Origin of the sequence: Actinomadura sp. 3N407, from assembly GCF_052245875.1 — a bacterium.
Lineage (GTDB): Bacteria > Actinomycetota > Actinomycetes > Streptosporangiales > Streptosporangiaceae > Spirillospora.
Window position 1 is genome coordinate 115,461 of record NZ_JBQQBP010000003.1, and the last position, 20,146, is coordinate 135,606.

A 20,146-nucleotide genomic window follows, 5' to 3' on the forward strand; every position below is an offset into this window, starting at 1 on the left:
GGCGAACCCGGCGCGGGCGTTCTCGAAGGGGTCAGACCGCCACCGGCATGGTGGCCGGCTCCAGGGCCAGGTCCAGTACCTCGCGGACGTCGCTCACGGCGAAGACCGTCAGGTTCTCCAGTACTTCGGCCGGGACGTCCTCAAGGTCCGGCTCGTTGCGCTTCGGGACGATCGCGGTGGTGATGCCGAGCCGGGACGCGGCCAGCAGCTTCTGCTTCAGGCCGCCGATCGGCAGCACCCTCCCGGTCAGCGACACCTCGCCGGTCATCGCCACGTCCGAGCGGACCGGCCGCCCCGACAGCAGCGACGCCAGCGCCGTCGTCATCGTGATGCCCGCGCTCGGGCCGTCCTTCGGGATCGCGCCCGCTGGCACGTGGACGTGCACGCCGCGGTCCTTCAGGTCACCGACCGGCAGCTCCAGCTCCGCCCCGCGCGAACGCAGGTAGCTGAGCGCGATCCGCGCCGACTCCTTCATGACGTCGCCGAGCTGCCCGGTGAGCGTCACGCCCGTGTCGCCGGTCTCCTTGTCGGCCAGCGACGCCTCGATGTAGAGCACGTCGCCGCCCGCGCCGGTGACCGCCAGGCCCGTCGCGACGCCCGGCACGCCCGTCCGCCGCTCGTTCCGGCTCAGCTCGACCTCCGGCGTGTACCTGGGCCGTCCCAGGTACTCCTTCAGGTCGTCCGCGCCGATCGACACCGGCAGCTCCGCCTTCTCCATCGCCACGTTCGCGGCGACCTTCCGCAGCACCCGCGCGATCGACCTGTCCAGCGACCGGACGCCCGCCTCGCGGGTGTACTCGGCCGCCAGCAGCCGCAGCGCGTCGTCGCCGAAGCCCACCTCGGACGCCTCCAGCCCCGCCTTGTCGAGCTGGCGCGGCAGCAGGTGGTCGCGGGCGATCGTGACCTTCTCGTGCTCGGTGTAGCCGTCCAGCTCGACGAGCTCCATGCGGTCGAGCAGCGGCGCGGGGATCGCCTCCACCACGTTCGCCGTGGCGAGGAACAGCACGTCGCTCAGGTCGAGCTCCACCTCCAGGTAGTGGTCCCTGAACGTGTGGTTCTGCTCGGGATCCAGGACCTCCAGCAGCGCCGCCGTCGGGTCGCCCCGGTAGTCGGCGCCGACCTTGTCGACCTCGTCCAGCAGGACGACGGGGTTCATCGAGCCGGCCTCGCGGATGGCGCGGACGATCCGTCCCGGAAGCGCGCCCACGTACGTACGGCGGTGGCCACGGATCTCGGCCTCGTCCCTGACGCCGCCCAGGGCGACCCGGACGAACTCGCGTCCCATGGCCCGCGCGACCGACTCGCCAAGCGACGTCTTACCGACGCCAGGAGGGCCGGTGAGCGCCAGAACCGCACCGCTTCTGCGTCCGCCCACAACGCCCAGGCCCCGGTCCTCACGCCGCTTACGCACGGCCAGGTACTCGACGATGCGCTCCTTCACGTCGTCGAGCCCCGCGTGGTCGGCGTCCAGGATCTCCCGCGCGCCCGCGATGTCGTAGGCGTCCTCGGTCCGGTCGTTCCACGGAATGTCCAGCACCGTGTCCAGCCAGGTGCGGATCCAGCCGCCCTCGGGCGAGGCGTCGGACGACCGCTCCAGCTTGTCGACCTCCTTCAGCGCCGCCTCGCGCACCTTCTCGGGCAGGTTCGCCGCCTCGATCCGGGCCCGGTAGTCGTCCTCCTCGTCGGCGGGGTCGCCGTTCAGCTCGGCCAGTTCCTTGCGGATGGCCTCCTGCTGCTGCCGCAGCAGGAACTCCCGCTGCGTCTTCTCCATGCCCTCCTGGACGTCCTTGCGGATCGTCTCCGCGACGTCCAGCTCGGCCAGATGGTCACGCGCCCACCCGATCACCAGGGTGAGCCGCTCCACCACGTCCGGCGTCTCCAGGACCTCGATCTTCTGCTCGTCGGACAGGTACGGCGCGTACCCGGCGTTGTCGGCCAGGGTGGACGGGTCGTCGATCTGCTGCACGACGTCCACGACCTGCCACGCGCCCCGCTTCTGCAGGATCGCGCTGACCAGGCCCTTGTACTCCTTCGCCAGTTCCTGCGCGCGCCCGGACGCCGGCGGCGTCTCGATCGCGGTGCCCTCGACCCACAGCGCCGCGCCCGGCCCGGTCGTCCCGGTCCCGATCCGCACCCGCTGCACGCCGCGGACCACCGCACCCGGCTCACCGCCGGGCAGCCGCCCCTCCTGCTCGATGACGCCGAGCGTCCCGATACCGGCGTACTGCCCGTTCAGCCTGGGCACCAGCAGCACCCGCGGCTTGCTCACCGACCGGATGCCCGGCCCCTTGGACTGGGCCGCCGCCCGCGCGGCCTCGATGGCGGCCCGCACCTCACCGCTCTCGGACAGGTCAAGGGGCACCACCATGCCCGGCAGAACGGCCCCGTCGTCCAGGGGCAGCACCGGCAGCGTCAGGGTCTCGCTCATGCTCAGCTCCAAGTCCGTACGTCCACCCAACATCAAGTTGAGTCATACACACTCAATAAAACGGAGCAGCATTTTGTTTCCTCAGCAACGTTCGCCCAGAGCGATCACCGCGCTTCCTCTGGAAGGTGAGAACCATTCGCCGAGAGCGCTGGATCTGGGAAGCGGGCTGCGCCTCGCCGCAGTTCCGGCAGTGGCCGTCACCGGCGGTGACCGTCCCTTCGCGTGAGACGCGGGCCGTCATGGCGCCGGGATGCCGCGAAAACGGGGTTGCCGGGGGTACGGGCGGCGTGCGATCTTCGGCGGGATGTTCCGGCTCCGGTTCGGGAGGCAGATCGTGTACACGGGTCTCGGCAAGGCCACGACCGGCGCCTCGGCGGCGGAGCGCAGCACGGCCTGACCGGCACCGCGCTCCTCGACGCCGAGGCGAGTCCACGCGGGGTCCGCCCCGCCGACCTTGCCGCGTCGAATCGATGGAGCATCCGTGTCCTCGCATGTCCCACCGCCCGGCCTCAGCCGTCGGGTGATCTTCCTTCTTTCTCTGACCTGCGGCGTCGCCGTGGGGAACATCTACTTTCCGCAGGCGATCAGCCCGCTGGTCGCGTCCGGCCTGGACGTGTCGCCGGGTACGGCCGCGCTGGTGGTGACCGCGGCGCAGTTCGGGTACGCGGCGGGGAACTTCCTGCTGGTGCCGCTCGGGGACCGGTTCCCGCACCGGCCGCTGATCGTGGTGATGCTCGGCGTCACCGGGATCGGGCTGCTGGGCGCGGCGGGCGCCCTCGGGCTGCCGGCACTGGCCGGCGCGAGCGCCCTGGTCGGGATCACCACCGTGGTCGCGCAGGTCATCGCGCCGATGGCGGCCGGGCTTGTGGCCGACGACCGGCGCGGCGCGGTCATGGGGACGCTGCTGTCGGGGTCGATCGGCGGCATCCTGCTGGCCCGCACGTTCGGCGGGATGATCGGCGAGTGGCTCGGCTGGCGGGCACCGTACCTGGTCTCCGCGGCGGTCGCCCTGTGCCTGGCGACGGCGCTCGCGTTCGTGCTGCCCACGACCGTCCCGTCGTCGAAGCAGAGCTATCCCGCGCTGCTGGCCGAGCCGCTGCGGCTGCTGCGCCGGGAGCCGGAGCTGCGGCGGACGTGCTTCTACCAGGCGACGATCTTCGGCGGGTTCCAGGCCGTGTGGACGGGTGTCGCGCTGCTGCTCACCGGTCCGGTGTACGGCCTCGGCGCGCAGGCGGTGGGGGTTCTGGCCCTGGTCAGCGCGGGCACCATGGCCGCCGCGCCCCTCGCCGGGCGGCAGGTGGACCGGCGGGGCTCCGATCCGGTCAACCTCGTCGCCGTCCTCGGGACGATCGCGGCCGCCGGGGTGCTGGCCGCCGGCGCCGCGGGCGGCGTGGCCGGGCTGGTGGCGCTCGCCGTCGGGACGCTCCTGCTGGACGTCGCGATGCAGTCCGGCATGGTCGCGAACCAGTCCCGGATCTTCGCACTGCGGCCGGAAGCCCGGAGCCGGGTCAACACGGCTTATATGACCTGCTCCTTCCTGGGCGGGAGCACCGGTTCCTGGCTGGGGGCCGCCGCCTACTCCCGGGTCGGCTGGACGGGCGTCTGCGCGCTCGTGACGTTCCTGGCCGTCCTCGCCCTGGCCCGGCACGTCCTGCGCCGCCGTCCCGCCGCGGCGGAGCGGGCGCCGGGCAATGCGGAGGCAAAGTCCGCTTCGCGATCTTGATTCTTTGTACCGGGGCCGGTTTACGCCCGCATGACGCGGGGGTACCTAACGCAACGAGATCGTGACACAGGGTGAACGATAAAGCCTCGGGGCGGCAAAGCCCCAGGTCGGGAAGCAGGAGGGATCCGGATGCACCGCACAGAGCGTGAGGCCCGGCCCGTTCCCGCGTCCCCGTCCGGGCACGGCCCGGTCCATGCGGCCGAGGGCGGCCGCGGCGCGCTCCACCGCGGCGGGCACCGTCCCCCAACGGATGCCGCGGCCGGAGCGCGCGGCGGTACACCTCGGGTCCTCGGCCGTACCGGACCGGCCGGGCCGATCGACCATCCCCGGACGCCGGTGCCGCACGCCCCCGCGGCACCGGCGTCCCCCACGAGCCGGGCCGGCGGCATCACCCGAGCCGTGCCGCCGGCCCGGCCTCCGTCATCGGGGCGCCGTGGCGGCGTCCTCCCCCGAGCGCCGGACGGGTCCACCGGCCGGCCGGAGCGGAAGGGAGGTGGGAACCAGTCCCGAGCCGAACCGGCGTGACGCCGGTGAACAGACAGGCGGCCGGAACTCCGTCCGACCCCCGTCCCGGCCGCCGCCGCAGTTGAACATCTTTCGTCCGGCCCGGCGCAAGGCCCGTTACCTGAAGCCGGGCCACCGAGGACGAAAGGCGTTCAGTCAGGGATCACTGCGGATCCGGGCCCGTGGAGGCGTCACGCCCCACGGGCCCGGTTCACAGTTTCCTGCGCCACACCTGCCCGTGGACGACGTCGCCGAAGCGTTCGGCCGGGGGCTCTTCCTCGTCGAGGAAGAATCCGGCCTGTTCGTAGACGCGGTGCGCCGGGCGCTGCAGCGCCGTCGTCCACAGCATGATCTCGGAGTATCCGGCTTCGGTCGCGAAGCGGACGCACTCGCCGGCCAGCGCGGCCCCGATGCCCATGCCGCGGGCGTCCGGCTCGACGTGCAGCAGCCGGAGCTGCGCGACGTCGTCGGTGCGGCGGACGCAGAAGACGCCGCCCACCCGGGCACCGCCGGATTCGGCGATCCAGGCGTTCTCCCGTTCCGGGTCATGGTTCCGCACGTAGTCGGCGACGACCGTGGCGACGAGGGCCTCGTACGTGCGGTCCCAGCCGCACTCCTCGTCGTAGAGGGCGCCGTTGCGTTCCACGACCCAGCCGAGGTCGCCGGGACGCGGCGGGCGCAGGACGAAGCCGTCGCCGCGCGGGCGGTCGCCGAGGATGCCGTGGATGGCGCGCATCGCGGCCAGGAGGCGGTGCCGGTCGCCCGCGGGCAGCCCGCCCAGCAGATCGCGGATCTCGGCGACGGACCGCTCGTCGAGCATGGCGAACACCTCGCGGCCCCGCGGAGTGAGCCGGACGATCTGCCGGCGGGCGTCGCCGGCGGCCCGCTCGCGCTCGACCAGCCCGTCGGTCTCGAACCGGGCCAGCATCCGGCTGAGGTAGCCGGGGTCGAGGTCGAGGGTGCGGCGCAGGGCGAGGACCTCGGTGTCGTCCCGCTGCGCCAGCTCGAAGATCACCCGTGCCTCGGTCAGGGAGTACGGCGTCTGGACGAGCCCCTCGCCGAGCACGCCGATCACCCCGGTGTAGAACCGGTTGAACGACCGGACCGTGCCGATGTCCCCTTCGTTCACCCCCATGTCCGTCCTCCTAACGTTTGACTGAGTCAAACATTAGTGGACGCGGCGGCGGTCATCCAGTGCCGGGGGGACGGCCCGTCAGGCGCTCGCCTCGGCGTTCGCGCCGCCCAGCGCCCGCGCGTCCTGCACGATCCGGCGCTCGACGAAGAACGTCATCAGCGGGACGATGCCGCCGAGCACGATCAGCACCATCTTGCTCAGCGGCCAGCCGGTGCGCCGCCACAGGTCGTACGCGGCCGCCAGGTAGACCATGTAGAGGAAGCCGTGGATGGGCGCCGTGATGCCCGCCAGCTCCGGCATGTCGGTCGGCCCGTACTTCAGGACCATGCCGATCGTGAGCAGCACCAGAAGCGTCCCGACCACCAGGGCCAGGATCCGGTACCTGGTCACCGCGCCTTCCACAGATCACACCTTTCGTCGGCGGCCGGCACGCGGCGGCCCGGCCGTGTCAGCGGCGTCCGCCGCTCTCGGAGTTGAGACGCGCGAGGTAGCGGTTGTAGGCGGCGAGGGCGGGGTCCTCTTCCTCCTGCCGCCGGATGATGTTCCGCGTGATCTCGGCCTCCGCGGGCTCCTCGATCACCTTGGGCGCCGGGGTCGTGCCCGCCCGCTCGTCGCGGATCATCTTGACCCACATCACGATCACGAAGAGCGCGAAGATCGGCCACTCGAAGGTGTAGGCCCAGCTGCGGTCGTTGCCGCTCTGGGCGCGGTCGTACTGCCACCAGCCGAAACCGAGGAACGCGCCGCACAGAACGATCGCGATCAGGTGCAGCGCGAGCCAACCTGGGGTGAGGAACCGTCGCACGACCCCGAGCCTACCCCCGGCCCCTCCGAACGCGGCCACGACCCCGTCCCGGACGCCCCGCGAGCCGGTCACCCGGCGGAAAGCGGCGGCCCGGTGCAGAGGGCGCGGGGACGCCCTCGGGATCGAGGTGGTGGCGCAGCGGGTCGGCCGCGGCGAGCGCGGTGGTTCACGGTCCGGCGCATTGTCGGCGGGGGGGTTGGACTCCGCCCGGCCGCACCGCACCCTCGCAACGTGAGGAGGCACGGCGGTGTTGAAGGAAATGACGGACCCGCATGGGACGCTGAAACACGCTGGGAAGGAGCGCCGCACGATGACCGAGACCCTCGCGTTCGGCACGGTCGACACCGTGCTCGGCCGCCTGCTCATCGCCGAGACCGAGACGGGAGTCGTCTCGCTGCACTTCCACGACACCCCCGCCGCCCGCGCCCGCACGGCCAAGGCGACCGGCCTGCCCGTCGTGGACGCCCCCGGCCGCCCGGCCCCGGCCCTGTCGGCCCTCCGCGACTACTTCGCCGGCGACCTGAAGCGGTTCGAGGTCCCGATCGACTGGCGTCTCACCTCCGACGTCCAGCGGCAGGTCCTCTCGACGCTGTACGAGTCCGTCCCGTACGGGCGGGTCATCACCTACGGCGACCTCGGCGACCGCAGCGGCACCGGCGTCCACGCTCAGGTCATCGGTCAGGTGATGGGAAGCAACCCGATCCCGCTGATCGTCCCCTGCCACCGCGTCGTCGCCTCGAACGGCCTGGGCGGCTACAGCGGCGGCTCCGGCGTCGAGGTCAAGCGCTGGCTCCTCACCCTGGAGGGCGCGCTCCCCGCCACCCTCGACTGGGACCTCACCCGGGGCCCGTGAGCACCCGGGAACTTACCTACGGGTAGTCGGGAATCGTAGGATGGGGCCGTGCCGAGGATCAGTGAGGCGACCGTCGCGGCGCATCGCGCACGGCAGTTGCGGACGCTGCTGGACGCCGCGCGGGCGCTCGTGGCGGAGGAGGGCATCGAGGCGCTGTCGCTCGCGGCGCTGGCGAGGCGGGTCGGGCTGTCGCGGCCGGGCCTGTACGAGTACTTCCGGTCGAAGGACGATCTCGTCGCGGCGATCGTCGAGGAGGAACTGCCCCGGTGGGCGTCGCTCGTCGAGGACGCGCTGACGGATCCCGGTGACCTGGACGGCAAGGTCGAGGCCTACATCCGGGTCCAGCTCGGGGTCATGACCGACGGGCGGCACGCCGCCGCGGTCGCGCTGGCGGAGCACGCGCTCGCGGAACCGGCACTCGAACGCATCCGGGTGGGGCACGCGCAGTTGCTGCGTCCGCTCGTCAAAGCGTTGGAGGACGGCGGCGTCGCCGAGCCCGCGCTGCGGGCCGAGCTGATCCAGGGGCTGGTCGATACGGCCGCTCGTCTCGCGCAGCGTGCGCCGTCGGACGCCGAGACCGTCATCGCGGCGACGCTGGCTCAGGCCACCGTGGGGCTTCGCTAAGGCGTGGCCGCCGCGTAGGTGACGTCCGTGAGGGTTTCGGAGATCTCCCAGAGGCGTCCGGCCTGGGCGGGACGGTTCGCCTGCGGGGGCGTGACCACCTCGGTCGGGGCACCGCGGTACTGAAGCAGGCGGGGGCCGTAGCAGGCGCCGCCGTGGACGTCCGGGGCGGTGGCGGCGTAGAGGGACGGCAGGGCGCCCGCGGCCGCGGACTGGGCCACCAGGGCGTTGCCCATGCCGGCGGCCTTCTCCATGAGCGTGCTGCCCTGCATCCTGGGGCCGGTCTGCTGGAGGTTGGTGGCGGCGTAGCCCGGGTGGGCGGCGACGCTGGTGACCTCGGGGACGCGGCGGTCCAGTTCCCTGGCGAAGACCAGGTTGGCGAGCTTGGCCTGGCCGTAGGCGGACCACTTGCGGTAGCGGCGCTCGCCCTGCAGGTCGTCGAAGTTGAGGCGGCCGGACCAGGCGAACGTCGAGGTGACGGTGACCACGCGGGGGGACGGCGCGGACCGCAGCGCGGGCAGCAGGAGGCCGGTGAGGGCGAAGTGGCCGAGATGGTTGGTGCCGAACTGCATCTCGAAACCGTCGGCGGTGGAGCGGCGCGGGATGGCCATGACGCCGGCGTTGTTGACCAGGATGTCGGCGGGCGCGTCGCCGTACCGGGCCGCGAACTCCCGGACCGACGCCAGATCGGCGAGGTCGAGGGAGCCGAGGACGAGGTCGGCGTCCGGCGCGGCGGCCTTGATCCGGTCGAAGGCGGCCTGGCCGCGTTCGGCGCTGCGGCAGGCCAGCACGACGGACGCGCCGTGCCGGGCGAGCTGCAGCGCGGTGTGGTAGCCGATGCCGCTGTTGGCGCCGGTGACGATCGCCCGCCGGCCGTGCAGATCGGGGATGTCGCCCGTCGTCCATCCGCGCATGAGGCACCTCCACGTCATATCGCGACTTCAAAGTTAGACGTGTGCTCGAATAGAGGACAACAGGTTCGGGATGTGGGGCAATTCACAACGGCCGGGCGCGCCCTCCGGGTGCGGAGGACGCGCCCGTTCTTCGGGCCGGCGGGTTCAGGCCGGCAGGTTCTTCTCGATGGCGGCGACGACCTCGTCCGCCTCGGGCTCGGCCTGGGGCGCGAAGCGCGCCGCGACCGTGCCGCCGGGGGTGATCAGGAACTTCTCGAAGTTCCAGCGGATGTCGCCGGTGTGGCCCTCGGCGTCGGGCACGCCGACCAGGTCCTGGTACAGCGGGTGCCGCCCGTCGCCGTTGACCTCGATCTTCTCGGTCATCGGGAACGTGACCCCGTAGGTCGCCGAGCAGAACTCCGCGATCTCGTCCGCGGTGCCGGGCTCCTGGCCCATGAACTGGTTGCAGGGGACCCCGAGGACGGTGAAGCCGCGTCCCGCGTACCTCTCCTGCAGCCGCTCCAGGCCGGAGTACTGCGGGGTGAGGCCGCACTTGGAGGCGACGTTGACAATGAGCACGGCTTTGCCCCGGTACTGGCCGAGGTCGGCGGGTCCGCCCCGCAGGCCGTCGATCTCTACGTCGAAGACAGACATGAGGCCGATCCTAGGAGATCTCCCTCCGCGACCGGCCATGCCCTCGTTCGATCACCCGCCGGCGCCGCCGGGCCCGCGGCCCGCACCGCCGGCGCACCCTCACGTGCCCAAGGCGTTCACGAAGGCGGCCAACTGGTTGCCCGCCTCGCCGAGCTGGCTGAAGGCGTTGTTGACCACCCCTGCCGCGTCGGTGGGTGAGCTCAGCAAATAGAAGATGACGAACGCGATCGCCACATAGCGGAGGTTCTTCTTCATCCGTACGCCGTCCCTGGTTGTAGCGCAGCGACACAACTGACCCGATCCAATTGTGCCCAGGCGCGTCTGCCCGCAAAGCGCGATTTTACTGTGACGCGGAGGCAACCGCTTGCTGGCCGCGCGCGAAGAAGCCCCGCACCACCCGGGGTACGGGGCCAGGGACCCGCCGCTCAGCTCGGGATGGCGCTCATGAACTGCGACAACGACTCGGCGGCGGTGCCGAGCCCGCTCAGGGCGTTGTTGACGAGACTCGCCGCTCCCTCGGGCCTGCTGATGACGTACCACGCCACGAAGGCGATGGCGGCGATCTTCATGTGCTTCTTGTTCACTTCAACCACCCTCTGCAGTCAATTGACTACGGAGAGTGTTTCCCAGTGACGGCCGAACAGAGATCAACACCGGGCAAAGAGACCGTCAGGTCCCGTTGGCGTGCGCGGTGAGGTACTCGATGTAGAGGGGGCGGAGCGCGTCCGCCATCTCCCCCTCCCCCGCGTGCGTGAACTCCTCCAGCAGCGACAGGCCGTGCAGCAGGTCGAACTCGGCGCGGCCGACCTCCCCCATGGACGCCGCCGCGGGGGGGATCGCGCGCAGCAGGTCCCACAGGAAACCGACGTCGCGCCGCTCCCTCGCGAGGCTCATCGCACGCTCGTACAGCTCCTTGGACGGCAGCTCGTCCAGCTCGGCGGCGCCGCCCGGCGTCACATCGGACATGCTCCGACTCTAACCAGGCGGGCGGGCGCCAATCCCCGTCACTTCTTCTGGATGACGTCCTTCGGGATCGGCTGGTCCTGCTTGAGCGCGTCGAAGAGCTTGGACGCCTTGGCCTTGTCCCAGCTGATGTACGAGCCGACGCCCGCCGCGCTGCCGCCGCCGCCGATCGGGACGGTGGTCGTCACGCCGTCGCCGCCGCTGACGCCCTTCATCGCCCACATCATGCGGACCAGGTGGTGCAGATGGTCGCCGTCGTCCACCAGGAAGTTGCTGGTCGCGTTCTTCGCGAGCGGGAAGCTCTTGAACGGGTTGAGGAGCGTCCCCGGGCTCGCCGCCTTCTTCATCAGCGCGGCGAAGAACTGCCGCTGATTCTCGACCCGTTCGAGGTCGGCGCGCGCGTAGGCGCGGGTGCGCACGTAGCCGAGCGCCTGGCCGCCGTCCAGCGTCTGGCAGCCGGCCTTGAGGTCGAGCCCCGCCTTGGGGTCCTTGATGTCGTCCTTGACGCACATCTCCACGCCGCCGATGGCGTCCACCACGCCGACGAAGCCGCCGAAGCCGATCTCGGCGTAGTGGTCGATGCGGATCCCCGTGGCCTCCTCCACGGTCTGGACGAGCAGCTGGGGCCCGCCGAACGCGAACGCCGCGTTCAGCTTGTTGCGGCCCTTTCCGGGGATCGGGACATAGGAGTCGCGCGGGAGGCTGATCAGCGACGACCCGCCCGAGCCGTAGTGCAGCAGCATCATCGAGTCGGTGCGCCGCCCCGAGGCGAAGCCGGTCTTGAGCTCGCGCTGCTCGGCCTTCGACAGGCCCTCGCGGCTGTCGGAGCCGACGATCAGCCAGTTCGTCCCCGGCGTGTCGGCGACCCGCCCCGGGTAGTCGACCAGCACGGCCTCGCGGTTGAGCCGCGAGTCCAGGTAGAAGTAGGCGCCGGCGACGACCAGCAGCAGGACGACGAGGATGGCGCCGAACACCCGCGGCCCGCGCCGGCGGCGGCGCCGCCTCGGACGGCCCCCGGCATACGGGTCGCCGCCCTGGTCGAAGCCGCCTCCGCGGAGCTGGTCGCCGGCATGCGGGTCGTCGTACGGGTCATAGGAATCGCCGTACGTCTCCCGCCCGTAGGCGGGCTGGTGATGCTCCGCCCGGGCGGAGTGGTGCCTGCTGCGAGCCACGCGGTCGCCCTCCTTGCGTGCCCGGCCTTCCGTCCGGCCGGCGCTCATGCCGTAGACCCTAGACTTCCCGGGCGTCCGCCGCGTCCTTCTCCTGCATGATTGTCCATACGACCAAATCACCGCGCTATGTGACACATGAAGCGGAAACCGTCGTCCTAAGGACGCACACTGCCCTTGGCACGCAGGACGCGCGGAGGGCGGCGCATGGGTACACGACGGCGTTTTTCCCGGCGATTCAGGCTCCGCAGGGCAAACCGGCGCCGCCGCGAGGGCCGTCCCGCGCTCGATCTTCCGGAACTGACCGCGCACACCTGGCACGCGAAGGACCGGGAACTCGCCGAGACAGGTCTGGGCACGGTGGCGCGGCGGCTCCCGGCGGTGATCGTCCAGGCGGCGCGGCTGGCCTGGCGGGCGAGCCCGGCCGACACGGTCGCGACGATCTCCCTCAACCTCCTCGCGGGGATCTTCACGGCGTTCTGGCTGCTGGCGACGACCGGCGTGCTCACCGCGCTGTTCAGCGCCGGGCCCACGCCCGACCGGGTCCGCGACGCGCTGCCCTCGCTCGCGCTGGTGGCGGGCGCGGTGGCGCTGCGGGCCGGGCTGCAGGCGTGCGCGGGCTGGTCGCAGTCACGGCTGGAGCCGCAGGTCCGGCGGCTCGCCGAGCTCCGGCTGTACGAGGCGACGACCTCCGTGCACCTGGCCGCGCTCGACGACTCCGACTTCCTGGACGAGCTGCAACGCGCCCAGACCCGGGGCATGGTGTCGGCGCCGCGCGTCGTCCAGCAGGCGGTGGACGTGCTCACCGGCGTCGTGGGCATGGTCGCGGCGGCCGGGACGCTCGGTGTGCTGCATCCGCTGCTGCTGCCGCTGCTTCTGCTGACGGCCGTCCCGGAGGGCTGGGCGTCCGTGCGCAGCGCGCGGATGCAGTACCTGACGATGCTGACCCTGGTCGAGGTCGCGCGCCGCAAGTGGATCCTGTCGGACCTGATGGTCGAGCGGGAGCACGCCGCCGAGGTGCGGTCGTTCACGATGCGGAGGTTCCTGCTGGACCAGTACGACCGGCAGGCCGCGTACCAGCGGACCGTCGAACTCGACCTCGCCCGGAGGCAGACCATCGCGCGGGTCACCGGGGACATGCTGAAGGGCGTCGCCACGGCGGCCGTCTACATCGCACTGGGGCTCATGCTGTGGAAGGGCGCTGTGCCGCTGGCGGTGGCGGGCACGGCGGTCCTGGCGATCCGGTCGGGCCAGTCCTCCCTGGCCAACCTGGTGTTCGCGGTCAACCAGTGCTACGAGGAGGGCCTCTACTTCGGCGACTACCTGTCGTTCTGCGCGAAGGCGGAGAAGCGGATCCCGCGCCGCGCGCTGCCGCCCGGGGCAGCGCCCCCTCAGATCCCCCTCGGGGACCACTTCGGCCGCATCCGCGTCCGCGACGTCACGTTCACCTACCCGGGGGCGGAAGCACCGTCCCTCAACGGCATCTCACTGGACGTCCGCAAGGGCGAGGTGGTCGCGCTCGTCGGCGAGAACGGCTCCGGCAAGACGACCCTCGCGAAGATCATGGCCGGCCTGTACGACCCGGACGAGGGCGAGGTCCTCTGGGACGACGTGCCGCTGACGAAGGTGGCGCCCCACGACGTGTGGGAACGCATCGCCGTCATCGCGCAGCAGTACACGCACTGGCCGATGACCGCCCGGCAGAACATCACGATGGGACGCGGCCGCGAGCACGCCGAAGGGGACGGCGAGGACCCGGCGATGCTCGCCGCCGCCCGCGCCGCCGGTGCCGACGAGGTCGTCGGCGACCTCGCCCGCGGATACGGCACGCTGCTGGACCGCCGGTTCAAGGGCGGCGCCGAACTGTCGGGCGGCCAGTGGCAGCGCCTCGCCGTCGCCCGCGGCTTCTTCCGCGACGCGCCGCTGCTGATCTGCGACGAGCCGACCGCCGCCCTCGACGCGCGGGCCGAGCACCAGCTCTTCGAACGGATCCGCACGCACGCCGACGGCCGGACCGTCCTGCTCATCACGCACCGGCTCGCCAGCGTCCGCTACGCCGACCGCATCTACGTCCTGGAGCACGGCACGGTCATCGAGGAGGGCGACCACGCCGCCCTGATGGCCCGGGGCGGCCTGTACGCCGACCTGTACTCCCTCCAGGCCGCCGCCTACGGGGACGGCGACGCGCACGCGCGGGTGGGCTAGAGGCTAGAGGTAGGCGCCGAAGCCGAACCCGCCGCGTTCGGGCGGCGGGGCGTCGGGCAGGTCCTCCGGGCGGAGCGTCCCCACCTCGGCGGCCTCGACGCCGCCCGGCCCCTCGTCGTCCTTCGCGGTGATGCGCTGCGCCTGCCGGGAGATCGCCGCCTCCAGCAGGTTGCGGACGAGCCTCGCGTTCCCGAACGAGGAGCCCCGCGGCTGCGCGTCGACCAGGTCCCGGACCGCGCCGACGGTGCCGGGCGCAAGCGCGAACCCCGCCTCCGCCGCCATGAACTCGAAGATCGTGACCAGCTCGTCGCCCGAGTAGTCGGGGAAGCGCAGCACCTTCGGGAACCGGGACTTCAGCCCCGGGTTGGCGTTCAGGAACTGCTCCATCTCGGCGTCGTACCCGGCGACGATGACGACCAGGTCGCCGCGGTGCTCCTCCATCAGCCGCAGCAGCTCGGCGATCGCCTCGTGGCCGAAGTCGCGCCGGTCGCCGCCCGAGGACGACAGCGCGTACGCCTCGTCCACGAACAGCACGCCGCCGAGGGCGCGCTCGACCGCGCCCCGCACCCGCGGCGCGGTCTGCCCGACGAACTCGGCGACGAGGTCGGCGCGGGTCACCTCCACCAGGTGGCCCGACGACAGCAGTCCGAGCCGCGCGTACACGGCGGCGATCAGCCGCGCGATCGTCGTCTTGGCCGTGCCCGGGTTGCCCATGAACACCATGTGCCGGGACGGGGACGCCGGGGACAGCTTGGCGTCGCGCCGCAGCTGCTCGGCGCGGACCTCGGCGACCAGCGAGGACACCTCCCGCTTGATGTCGGCCAGCCCGATCAGCCGGTCGATCTCGGCCAGCGGGTCGCCTGGGACGTCGTCGCGGCCGCGGGTGAGCGTGTCGGGGACGTCCTCCAGCAGGATCTCGTCGAGCGACTCGGTCTCGTCGACGATGCCGTCGGCCAGGACGCGGCGTCCCTGCATCGCGACCGCCCGGTCCAGCAGGTGGATCATCGCGCGGGCGTTGCCGAACCCGCGTTCGCGCGGCGCCGCCTCGGCCAGTTCGCGGACCTTGCCCAGCACCCCGGGCGCCAGCTCGAACCCCGAGTCGGCGGCCTTGGCGGCGAACACCTCGACCAGCTCGTCCTCGTCGAGGTCGGGGAACCGGACGGTGCGGGGGAAGTGCGCGGCCAGGTCGGGATGCGACTTCAGCAGGCCGTTCAGCTCCGCCTCCGGCCCGGTCAGCACCACGACGAGGTCCTCGGTGTGCGCCTGGACGCCGGTGAGCAGCACGTCCAGGACCTCGCGTCCCCGGGCGGCGTCCGCGGCGGCCGACACCAGGGCGTGCGCGTCACGGACGACCAGGACGCCGCCGTGGGCCTGCTCCACCGCCCGGCGGACCCGCAGGACGCTCTCGGTCGCGTACTCGCCGAGCAGGTCGGCGCGCTCCACCTCGACCAGGTGGCCGGACGTCAGCACGCCGAGGTCGGCGTAGAGGCGGCCGAGGATCCCCGCGACCTTGCTCTTGCCGGTGCCGGGGTTCCCGATGAACACCAGATGCCGGGGCCGGGTCCTGGCCGTCATGCCCGCCTCGCGGCGCAACCGCGCGGCCCTGGCCTCGGCGACCAGCGCGTCCACCTCGCGCTTGGCGGGCTCGATGCCGGCGCACGCGGCCAGCTCGGCGAGCGGGTCGGTGTCGGCGGAGCGGCCCGGGACGAGCCGCTGCGGCAGGTCCGCCACCGTGACCTCCGGCGGCCCGGCCGGCGCGGCGGCGTCCGCGCGCCCGGCCTCCTCGCCGGCGCGGCGGGCCGCGGCGGCGACGGCCTCGCCCGCCATGTGCTCCACCAGCCGCGCGCCGCGCAGGTTCAGCAGCGGCGGGGTACGGCGCAGCATCCCCGCGGCGGCCGCGGCCACCTCCGGTTCGACGCGGGCGCCGCGCCGCACGACGGCCAGCGTGAACAGCTCCGCGAAGTCGTCCTCGGCGAAGTCGCGCGTGCGGGCCACGTCGAACGCCCGGACGAGCGCCGGGTTGGCGTCGAACAGCCGCCGGTCGCCGCCGGGGCGGCACAGCGCGACGACGTTGAGCGACGGCGAGCGGGCCATGAGCCGCCGCAGCTCCTCGACGGCGGCGGCGCCGCACCGCTCGTGCGCGGCGAGCTTCTCCAGGTCGTCCACCACCAGCAGCATCCGCGCCTCCAGGCAGTCGCGGACGCGGGACTGCAGCCACAGGACGGCGTCGCTCACCCCCAGCGACGCGAACACCTGGTCGGAGATCCACATCGCCTCGCGGACCGCGCCGCGCTCGGCGAGCCGGCTCTCCACGGCCTCGGCGGCGGTGCCCTTGCCGGTGCCCTCCGGGCCGGCGATCAGCAGCCGGACGGGCCGCTCGCCGGCCAGCCGCGCCGCCACCGCGTCCTGGAGCACCCGGGACAGCTCCGGCTGCCCGACCAGCACGTCCGCGTCAGCCGCGCCGGCCGCTGCGGCCGCGGTGCGCCCGGGACGCGTCTCCCCGCTCTCCGCGCCGTTGCGGGCCGCGCCCAGCGAGACGCCGAGCGTGTTGAGGACCCGCCGCGCGGTGAACAGCCGCCGCATATCGGCCTGGAACGCGCGCACGGGCACACGGCAGCGCGGGCTGACCGGCGACTCCGGCAGCCCCTGCGCGGCGCCCGTGATGCGCACGGCCATGTCCAGCCACGCACGGGCCGCGTCGGCCTCCCCCGCGACCAGTCCCCGGGCCAGCCACGACCGCACGTCCTGCTGCCACGCCTCGGCGGAGAAGCCCTCACGCGCCGCGCGGAACCGCTCCTCCAGGTTCTCGTATCGCGTCGTGCCCAGCACCACCGCCAGCTCCGCGGGGACGACCGGAGCCTCGGCCGCCAGCAGCAGCCGGGCCAGCGCGACGCCGGGCTCATCTCCGTCCGCGACGGCCCCGGCCAGGCACTCGTGGGCGGCGTCCAACCCGGCGCACGCCCATCCCAGATACCCGACGGGCCCCGCCAGCTCGGGCAGGACGGCCAGTTCCCCATCGGTCAGCTCGGCGGCCCACGCGTCCTCCAGCCGCGCGTTGGGGACGCTCATGTCCGCCTCGCGCAGCTCCGGATCGGCCGCGCGCCGGTCGAACAGGTCCATCAGCGCCCGCCGGCGCCGCTCCACCGGCTCCAGCCCCTCGAAGACGTCCAGCCCGGCACGCGCCAGCTCGAACATCACCGTGCGCCGCTCGCGGTCGTTCCCGGCCGGCTCGGGCAGCCACAGGCCCGGCGGACGCCACCGCCCGCCCTGCGTGAACCACGCCAGCGGGTCCCGGACGGCCGACTCGGGCGTCGCGAGGAACGCCGACAGCAGCTCGTAGTCCACGTCCCCGCGCGACCCGCCGCGGACCGCAGACGCGCCGAGCAGGAACGTCAGCAGCGACCACTGCTCGGCCCCGGCCGCGCTGGTGTCGCCCCCGTAGAAGTCGCTGAGCTGCCGGGTCAGCACCACCGCGCGCGGATCCCGGTTGTACTCCACGGCGCGTTCGCGCATCTCCCCGAACAGACCGTCGGGCACGCGCCAGGGACCGTACGCGTACACGTCCAGCACGGGCTCCTCGGTGAGCAGCACTTCGAGATGATCCGGCAGCCGGGGGGAACTCACCTGGGGGTCCTTCTCCTACCTGGGATCGGGCATGGCGTCCGACAGCACCCTATGACCCGGCTCGATCACGCACACCCCCGTCGCGCGGCGGGTTGGCAGGAGGGCCGTCCTCCGCGATAGTTGTCACGTGGAAACCATTCACCGGACCAACGTGTGCGGACACGAGGAGATCCCCCCTTGCCGCTCCTGGAAGTGACCGTGCGGCCACACGGCGGACGCACCGTCGTGCGGCTGCGCGGAGAACTCGATATCGCCTGCTCGGAGGACCTGCGCAGGCATCTGGGCGACGCCCGCCGCCGGCACGGCGAGCATCTGGTCCTCGACCTCGCCGACCTGGAGTTCATGGACTCCGGCGGCCTCTCGGTCATCGTCGCCTGCTACAAGGCGGCCACGGCCGCCGGCGGCAGCCTCACCCTCGCCGCCCCCCGCCCCCTCATCCGCCGCACCCTGGAGATCACCGGCCTCCACCGCCGGATCCCGGTGGTCCCGACCCTGGAGGACGCGCTGCCCGACCCCGAACCCGACCCGGGCCGCGCCTAGCTCCGGCCGGCTAGAGCGGGAGGGCGGTGGGGCGTTTGGGGCCCCGGCCGTCGCCGGTCGAGCGGCCCGTCGCCCGGCGGCCTATCCAGGGAAGGAGGTAGGTGCGGGCCCAGCGGACGTCTTCGCGGCGCATGGTGAGCCAGTCGGCACGGTCCAAGGGCGGCCAGGGCTCGCGCCAGTCGCCGTTGACGGGGACGCCGATGACCTCGGCGACGAAGAGGGCCATGCGGCGGTGGCCCTCGGGCGACAGGTGGAGGCGGTCCTCGTACCAGGCGCGCGGGTCGTGGAAGATGCGCTGGGGCCACAGGTCGACGACGGTGCAGCCGCGGCGGTCGGCGATGGCGCGCAGGTGCATGTTGTAGGTGGCGGCCCTGCCGCGGATGCGGCTGCCGCTGCGCAGGCCGCGGGTGTCGAACCCGGTGAAGACGACGACGCGGGAGCCGGTGGCGCGCAGCCGGCGGACGGCGTCGTCGAAGACGACGGCGAGGGCGTCGGGGTCGGCCCCGGGGCGGATGATGTCGTTGCCGCCGGCGCACAGCGTGACGAGGTCGGGGTCCAGCTCGACGGCGCGCGGCACCTGGTCGTCCACGATCTGGCGGACCAGCTTGCCGCGGATCGCGAGGTTGGCGTACCGCAGGCCGGGGCTCCGCTCGGCGAGATGCTCCGCGAGCCGGTCGGCCCAGCCGCGGAAACGGTCCTCCTCGCCCGGGTAGGGATCGTTCAGGCCCTCGGTGAAGCTGTCGCCCAGGGCCACGTACGTCCGGATCTGCCTCATTTCACCCATCGCTAGCCCCATCACCGGTTCATGGTCGATCACGTAGATGAATGATGCATCGTGCACACGACCTACGCGACCGTAGCCCGGCCGGTTTGCGAGGGACGCGACATCCGCGCCGGCGTCAGGTCCAGCTGGGCGACGCGCTGCCCAGCTGGCCGCCGGACGCGGCGGGCGGCGCGGAGGCGCCCGCGGGCGGCGCGGCGTGCACCGACATCGCGTGCTGGACGAGCGTGATCAGCACCTGCTTGGTGGACTCGCGGCTCCGCGCGTCGCACTGGACGATCGGCACGTGCGCGCTGATCGACAGGGCGTCGCGGATGTCGTCGACGGCGTACTGGAACTCGCCGTGGAACCCGTTGACGCCCACCACGAACGGCAGGCCGAGCTCCTCGAAGTAGTCCACCGCGGCGAAGCAGTCCTCCAGCCGACGGGTGTCGACCAGCACGACGGCTCCGATCGCGCCGCGGACCAGGTCGTCCCACATGAACCAGAAGCGGTGCTGCCCGGGCGTGCCGAACAGGTAGAGGATCAGCTCGCTGTCGAGCGACACGCGGCCGAAGTCCATCGCGACCGTGGTGGTCGTCTTGTCGGGCACGGCCGACAGGTCGTCCACGTCGGCGCTGGCCGCGGTCATCACCGCCTCGGTGGTGAGCGGCATGATCTCCGAGACCGACCCGACGAAGGTGGTCTTGCCGACACCGAACCCGCCGCCAACGACGATCTTGACCGAGGTCAGCTCGGCCTCTCCGCCGTGCGGCCCCGGGACCGGAACCTGGTCAGAGCTTCCGAAGGCCACTGAGCACCCTTTCTAGCAAGCGGAGGTCCGGCTGTCCGCCGGCGGTGGTGGCGGGCTGGGACTGGTGCAGCCTCAGCAGCCCTTCGACGGCCATGTCGGCGACGAGCACCCGCGCCACCCCCAGCGGCAGGCGCAGGAGGGCCGAGACCTCGGCCACCGAGCGGGCCGACCGGCACAGGTCCATGATCGCCCGGTACTCCGGCGTCAGCACGGCCACGTCCCGCGGCGGGTACGGCGCCGCCGTGACCAGGGCCTCGATGGCCAGGTCGTAGCGGGGCTTGGTCCGCCCGCCGGTCACGGCGTACGGGCGCACCAGCGAGCTGCCGTCGCCCTCGGGCCGTTCGGGGGGCCGTCCCTGGGCCGGTACCCGCCCCTGATCACCCGGCCAGCGCCCGGGGACCCCGGGACTGCCTCCGAAGCTGCCTCGATCCATGTCGCCGACCTCCGTCAGAGTC

At 72.6% G+C, this 20,146-nt stretch carries 19 protein-coding genes; 5 read left to right on the forward strand and 14 right to left on the reverse strand.

The annotated features are described in order from the left end of the window. Positions 1–31 precede the first annotated feature (31 nt). Positions 32–2,428: an endopeptidase La gene (gene lon, locus ACTWPP_RS08300; RefSeq protein ID WP_443103528.1), complete on the reverse strand. Its 2,397-nt coding sequence runs from the start codon at positions 2,426–2,428 to the stop codon at positions 32–34. Between the two features lie 481 nt (positions 2,429–2,909). Between lon and ACTWPP_RS08305 the strand changes: the two genes are divergently transcribed. Further along, positions 2,910–4,151 (forward strand): MFS transporter, encoded by a 1,242-nt coding sequence (locus tag ACTWPP_RS08305; RefSeq protein WP_443103529.1) that lies wholly within the window; start codon positions 2,910–2,912, stop codon positions 4,149–4,151. Positions 4,152–4,866: 715 nt separating this feature from the next. Here ACTWPP_RS08305 and ACTWPP_RS08310 read toward each other — a convergent pair. The 3 genes from ACTWPP_RS08310 to ACTWPP_RS08320 form a co-directional block, all read right to left on the reverse strand. Then, a complete protein-coding gene (locus tag ACTWPP_RS08310; RefSeq protein ID WP_443103530.1) occupies positions 4,867–5,790 on the reverse strand; it encodes a bifunctional helix-turn-helix transcriptional regulator/GNAT family N-acetyltransferase in 924 nt (307 codons plus the stop codon). Between the two features lie 78 nt (positions 5,791–5,868). Next, the gene (locus tag ACTWPP_RS08315; protein WP_443103531.1) at positions 5,869–6,192 is read right to left on the reverse strand and encodes a DUF3817 domain-containing protein; all 324 of its coding nucleotides are present in this window, start codon (positions 6,190–6,192) and stop codon (positions 5,869–5,871) included. A 46-nt stretch (positions 6,193–6,238) separates the two neighbouring features. Continuing rightward, entirely contained in the window at positions 6,239–6,595 is a 357-nt protein-coding gene (locus ACTWPP_RS08320; protein WP_443103533.1) for a hypothetical protein, read from the reverse strand. A gap of 310 nt (positions 6,596–6,905) precedes the next feature. On the opposite strand from ACTWPP_RS08320, the gene ACTWPP_RS08325 reads away from it, so the two are divergent. Next, a complete protein-coding gene (locus ACTWPP_RS08325; RefSeq protein ID WP_443103534.1) occupies positions 6,906–7,448 on the forward strand; it encodes a methylated-DNA--[protein]-cysteine S-methyltransferase in 543 nt (180 codons plus the stop codon). Between the two features lie 48 nt (positions 7,449–7,496). Further along, a complete protein-coding gene (locus ACTWPP_RS08330) occupies positions 7,497–8,072 on the forward strand; it encodes a TetR/AcrR family transcriptional regulator (RefSeq protein ID WP_443103536.1) in 576 nt (191 codons plus the stop codon). On the opposite strand, the gene ACTWPP_RS08335 is transcribed toward ACTWPP_RS08330, so the two are convergent. From ACTWPP_RS08335 to ACTWPP_RS08360, 6 genes are all read right to left on the reverse strand, one after another. Further along, positions 8,069–8,983, reverse strand: a complete 915-nt coding sequence (locus ACTWPP_RS08335; protein WP_443103537.1) for an oxidoreductase — start codon at positions 8,981–8,983, stop codon at positions 8,069–8,071. The two genes, ACTWPP_RS08330 and ACTWPP_RS08335, sit on opposite strands and share 4 nt — an antisense overlap. 144 nt (positions 8,984–9,127) lie before the next feature. Beyond that, the gene (locus ACTWPP_RS08340; RefSeq protein ID WP_443103538.1) at positions 9,128–9,616 is read right to left on the reverse strand and encodes a glutathione peroxidase; all 489 of its coding nucleotides are present in this window, start codon (positions 9,614–9,616) and stop codon (positions 9,128–9,130) included. Between the two features lie 99 nt (positions 9,617–9,715). Further along, on the reverse strand, positions 9,716–9,871 hold the full coding sequence (locus ACTWPP_RS08345; RefSeq protein WP_392898424.1) for a hypothetical protein: 156 nt from the start codon (positions 9,869–9,871) through the stop codon (positions 9,716–9,718). 170 nt (positions 9,872–10,041) lie between these two features. Continuing rightward, positions 10,042–10,200, reverse strand: coding sequence for a hypothetical protein (locus ACTWPP_RS08350; RefSeq protein ID WP_443103539.1), 159 nt, complete (start codon positions 10,198–10,200; stop codon positions 10,042–10,044). Between the two features lie 85 nt (positions 10,201–10,285). Then, positions 10,286–10,582, reverse strand: coding sequence for a hypothetical protein (locus ACTWPP_RS08355; protein ID WP_443103540.1), 297 nt, complete (start codon positions 10,580–10,582; stop codon positions 10,286–10,288). A gap of 38 nt (positions 10,583–10,620) precedes the next feature. Beyond that, complete coding sequence (locus tag ACTWPP_RS08360) at positions 10,621–11,799, reverse strand: LCP family protein (RefSeq protein ID WP_443103541.1); 1,179 nt, start codon at positions 11,797–11,799, stop codon at positions 10,621–10,623. 156 nt (positions 11,800–11,955) lie between these two features. Between ACTWPP_RS08360 and ACTWPP_RS08365 the strand changes: the two genes are divergently transcribed. Further along, a complete protein-coding gene (locus ACTWPP_RS08365; RefSeq protein ID WP_443103542.1) occupies positions 11,956–13,953 on the forward strand; it encodes an ABC transporter ATP-binding protein in 1,998 nt (665 codons plus the stop codon). Positions 13,954–13,956: 3 nt separating this feature from the next. Here ACTWPP_RS08365 and ACTWPP_RS08370 read toward each other — a convergent pair whose 3' ends face one another. After that, positions 13,957–17,577: an AAA family ATPase gene (locus tag ACTWPP_RS08370; protein ID WP_443103543.1), complete on the reverse strand. Its 3,621-nt coding sequence runs from the start codon at positions 17,575–17,577 to the stop codon at positions 13,957–13,959. A 177-nt stretch (positions 17,578–17,754) separates the two neighbouring features. Between ACTWPP_RS08370 and ACTWPP_RS08375 the strand changes: the two genes are divergently transcribed. Next, positions 17,755–18,117, forward strand: coding sequence for an STAS domain-containing protein (locus ACTWPP_RS08375; protein ID WP_443103544.1), 363 nt, complete (start codon positions 17,755–17,757; stop codon positions 18,115–18,117). Positions 18,118–18,127: 10 nt separating this feature from the next. On the opposite strand, the gene ACTWPP_RS08380 is transcribed toward ACTWPP_RS08375, so the two are convergent. The 3 genes from ACTWPP_RS08380 to ACTWPP_RS08390 all read right to left on the reverse strand — a co-directional run bounded on the left by ACTWPP_RS08380 (position 18,128) and on the right by ACTWPP_RS08390 (position 20,124). Continuing rightward, complete coding sequence (locus tag ACTWPP_RS08380) at positions 18,128–18,892, reverse strand: SGNH/GDSL hydrolase family protein (RefSeq protein ID WP_443103994.1); 765 nt, start codon at positions 18,890–18,892, stop codon at positions 18,128–18,130. Positions 18,893–19,016: 124 nt separating this feature from the next. Next, positions 19,017–19,631 (reverse strand): GTP-binding protein, encoded by a 615-nt coding sequence (locus ACTWPP_RS08385; RefSeq protein ID WP_443103995.1) that lies wholly within the window; start codon positions 19,629–19,631, stop codon positions 19,017–19,019. A 40-nt stretch (positions 19,632–19,671) separates the two neighbouring features. Continuing rightward, a complete protein-coding gene (locus ACTWPP_RS08390; protein WP_392898442.1) occupies positions 19,672–20,124 on the reverse strand; it encodes a DUF742 domain-containing protein in 453 nt (150 codons plus the stop codon). Positions 20,125–20,146 lie beyond the last annotated feature (22 nt).

What these genes read in the sequence shown, in the direction of transcription:
- ACTWPP_RS08335 (WP_443103537.1), bottom strand. Translation starts at nt 8,983, where the DNA reads ATGCGCGGATGGACGACGGGCGACATCCCCGATCTGCACGGCCGGCGG.
- ACTWPP_RS08345 (WP_392898424.1), bottom strand. Translation starts at nt 9,871, where the DNA reads ATGAAGAAGAACCTCCGCTATGTGGCGATCGCGTTCGTCATCTTCTAT.
- ACTWPP_RS08310 (WP_443103530.1), bottom strand. Translation starts at nt 5,790, where the DNA reads ATGGGGGTGAACGAAGGGGACATCGGCACGGTCCGGTCGTTCAACCGG.
- ACTWPP_RS08325 (WP_443103534.1), top strand. Translation starts at nt 6,906, where the DNA reads ATGACCGAGACCCTCGCGTTCGGCACGGTCGACACCGTGCTCGGCCGC.
- ACTWPP_RS08390 (WP_392898442.1), bottom strand. Translation starts at nt 20,124, where the DNA reads ATGGATCGAGGCAGCTTCGGAGGCAGTCCCGGGGTCCCCGGGCGCTGG.
- ACTWPP_RS08340 (WP_443103538.1), bottom strand. Translation starts at nt 9,616, where the DNA reads ATGTCTGTCTTCGACGTAGAGATCGACGGCCTGCGGGGCGGACCCGCC.
- ACTWPP_RS08365 (WP_443103542.1), top strand. Translation starts at nt 11,956, where the DNA reads ATGGGTACACGACGGCGTTTTTCCCGGCGATTCAGGCTCCGCAGGGCA.
- ACTWPP_RS08380 (WP_443103994.1), bottom strand. Translation starts at nt 18,892, where the DNA reads ATGAGGCAGATCCGGACGTACGTGGCCCTGGGCGACAGCTTCACCGAG.
- ACTWPP_RS08355 (WP_443103540.1), bottom strand. Translation starts at nt 10,582, where the DNA reads ATGTCCGATGTGACGCCGGGCGGCGCCGCCGAGCTGGACGAGCTGCCG.
- ACTWPP_RS08360 (WP_443103541.1), bottom strand. Translation starts at nt 11,799, where the DNA reads ATGAGCGCCGGCCGGACGGAAGGCCGGGCACGCAAGGAGGGCGACCGC.
- lon (WP_443103528.1), bottom strand. Translation starts at nt 2,428, where the DNA reads ATGAGCGAGACCCTGACGCTGCCGGTGCTGCCCCTGGACGACGGGGCC.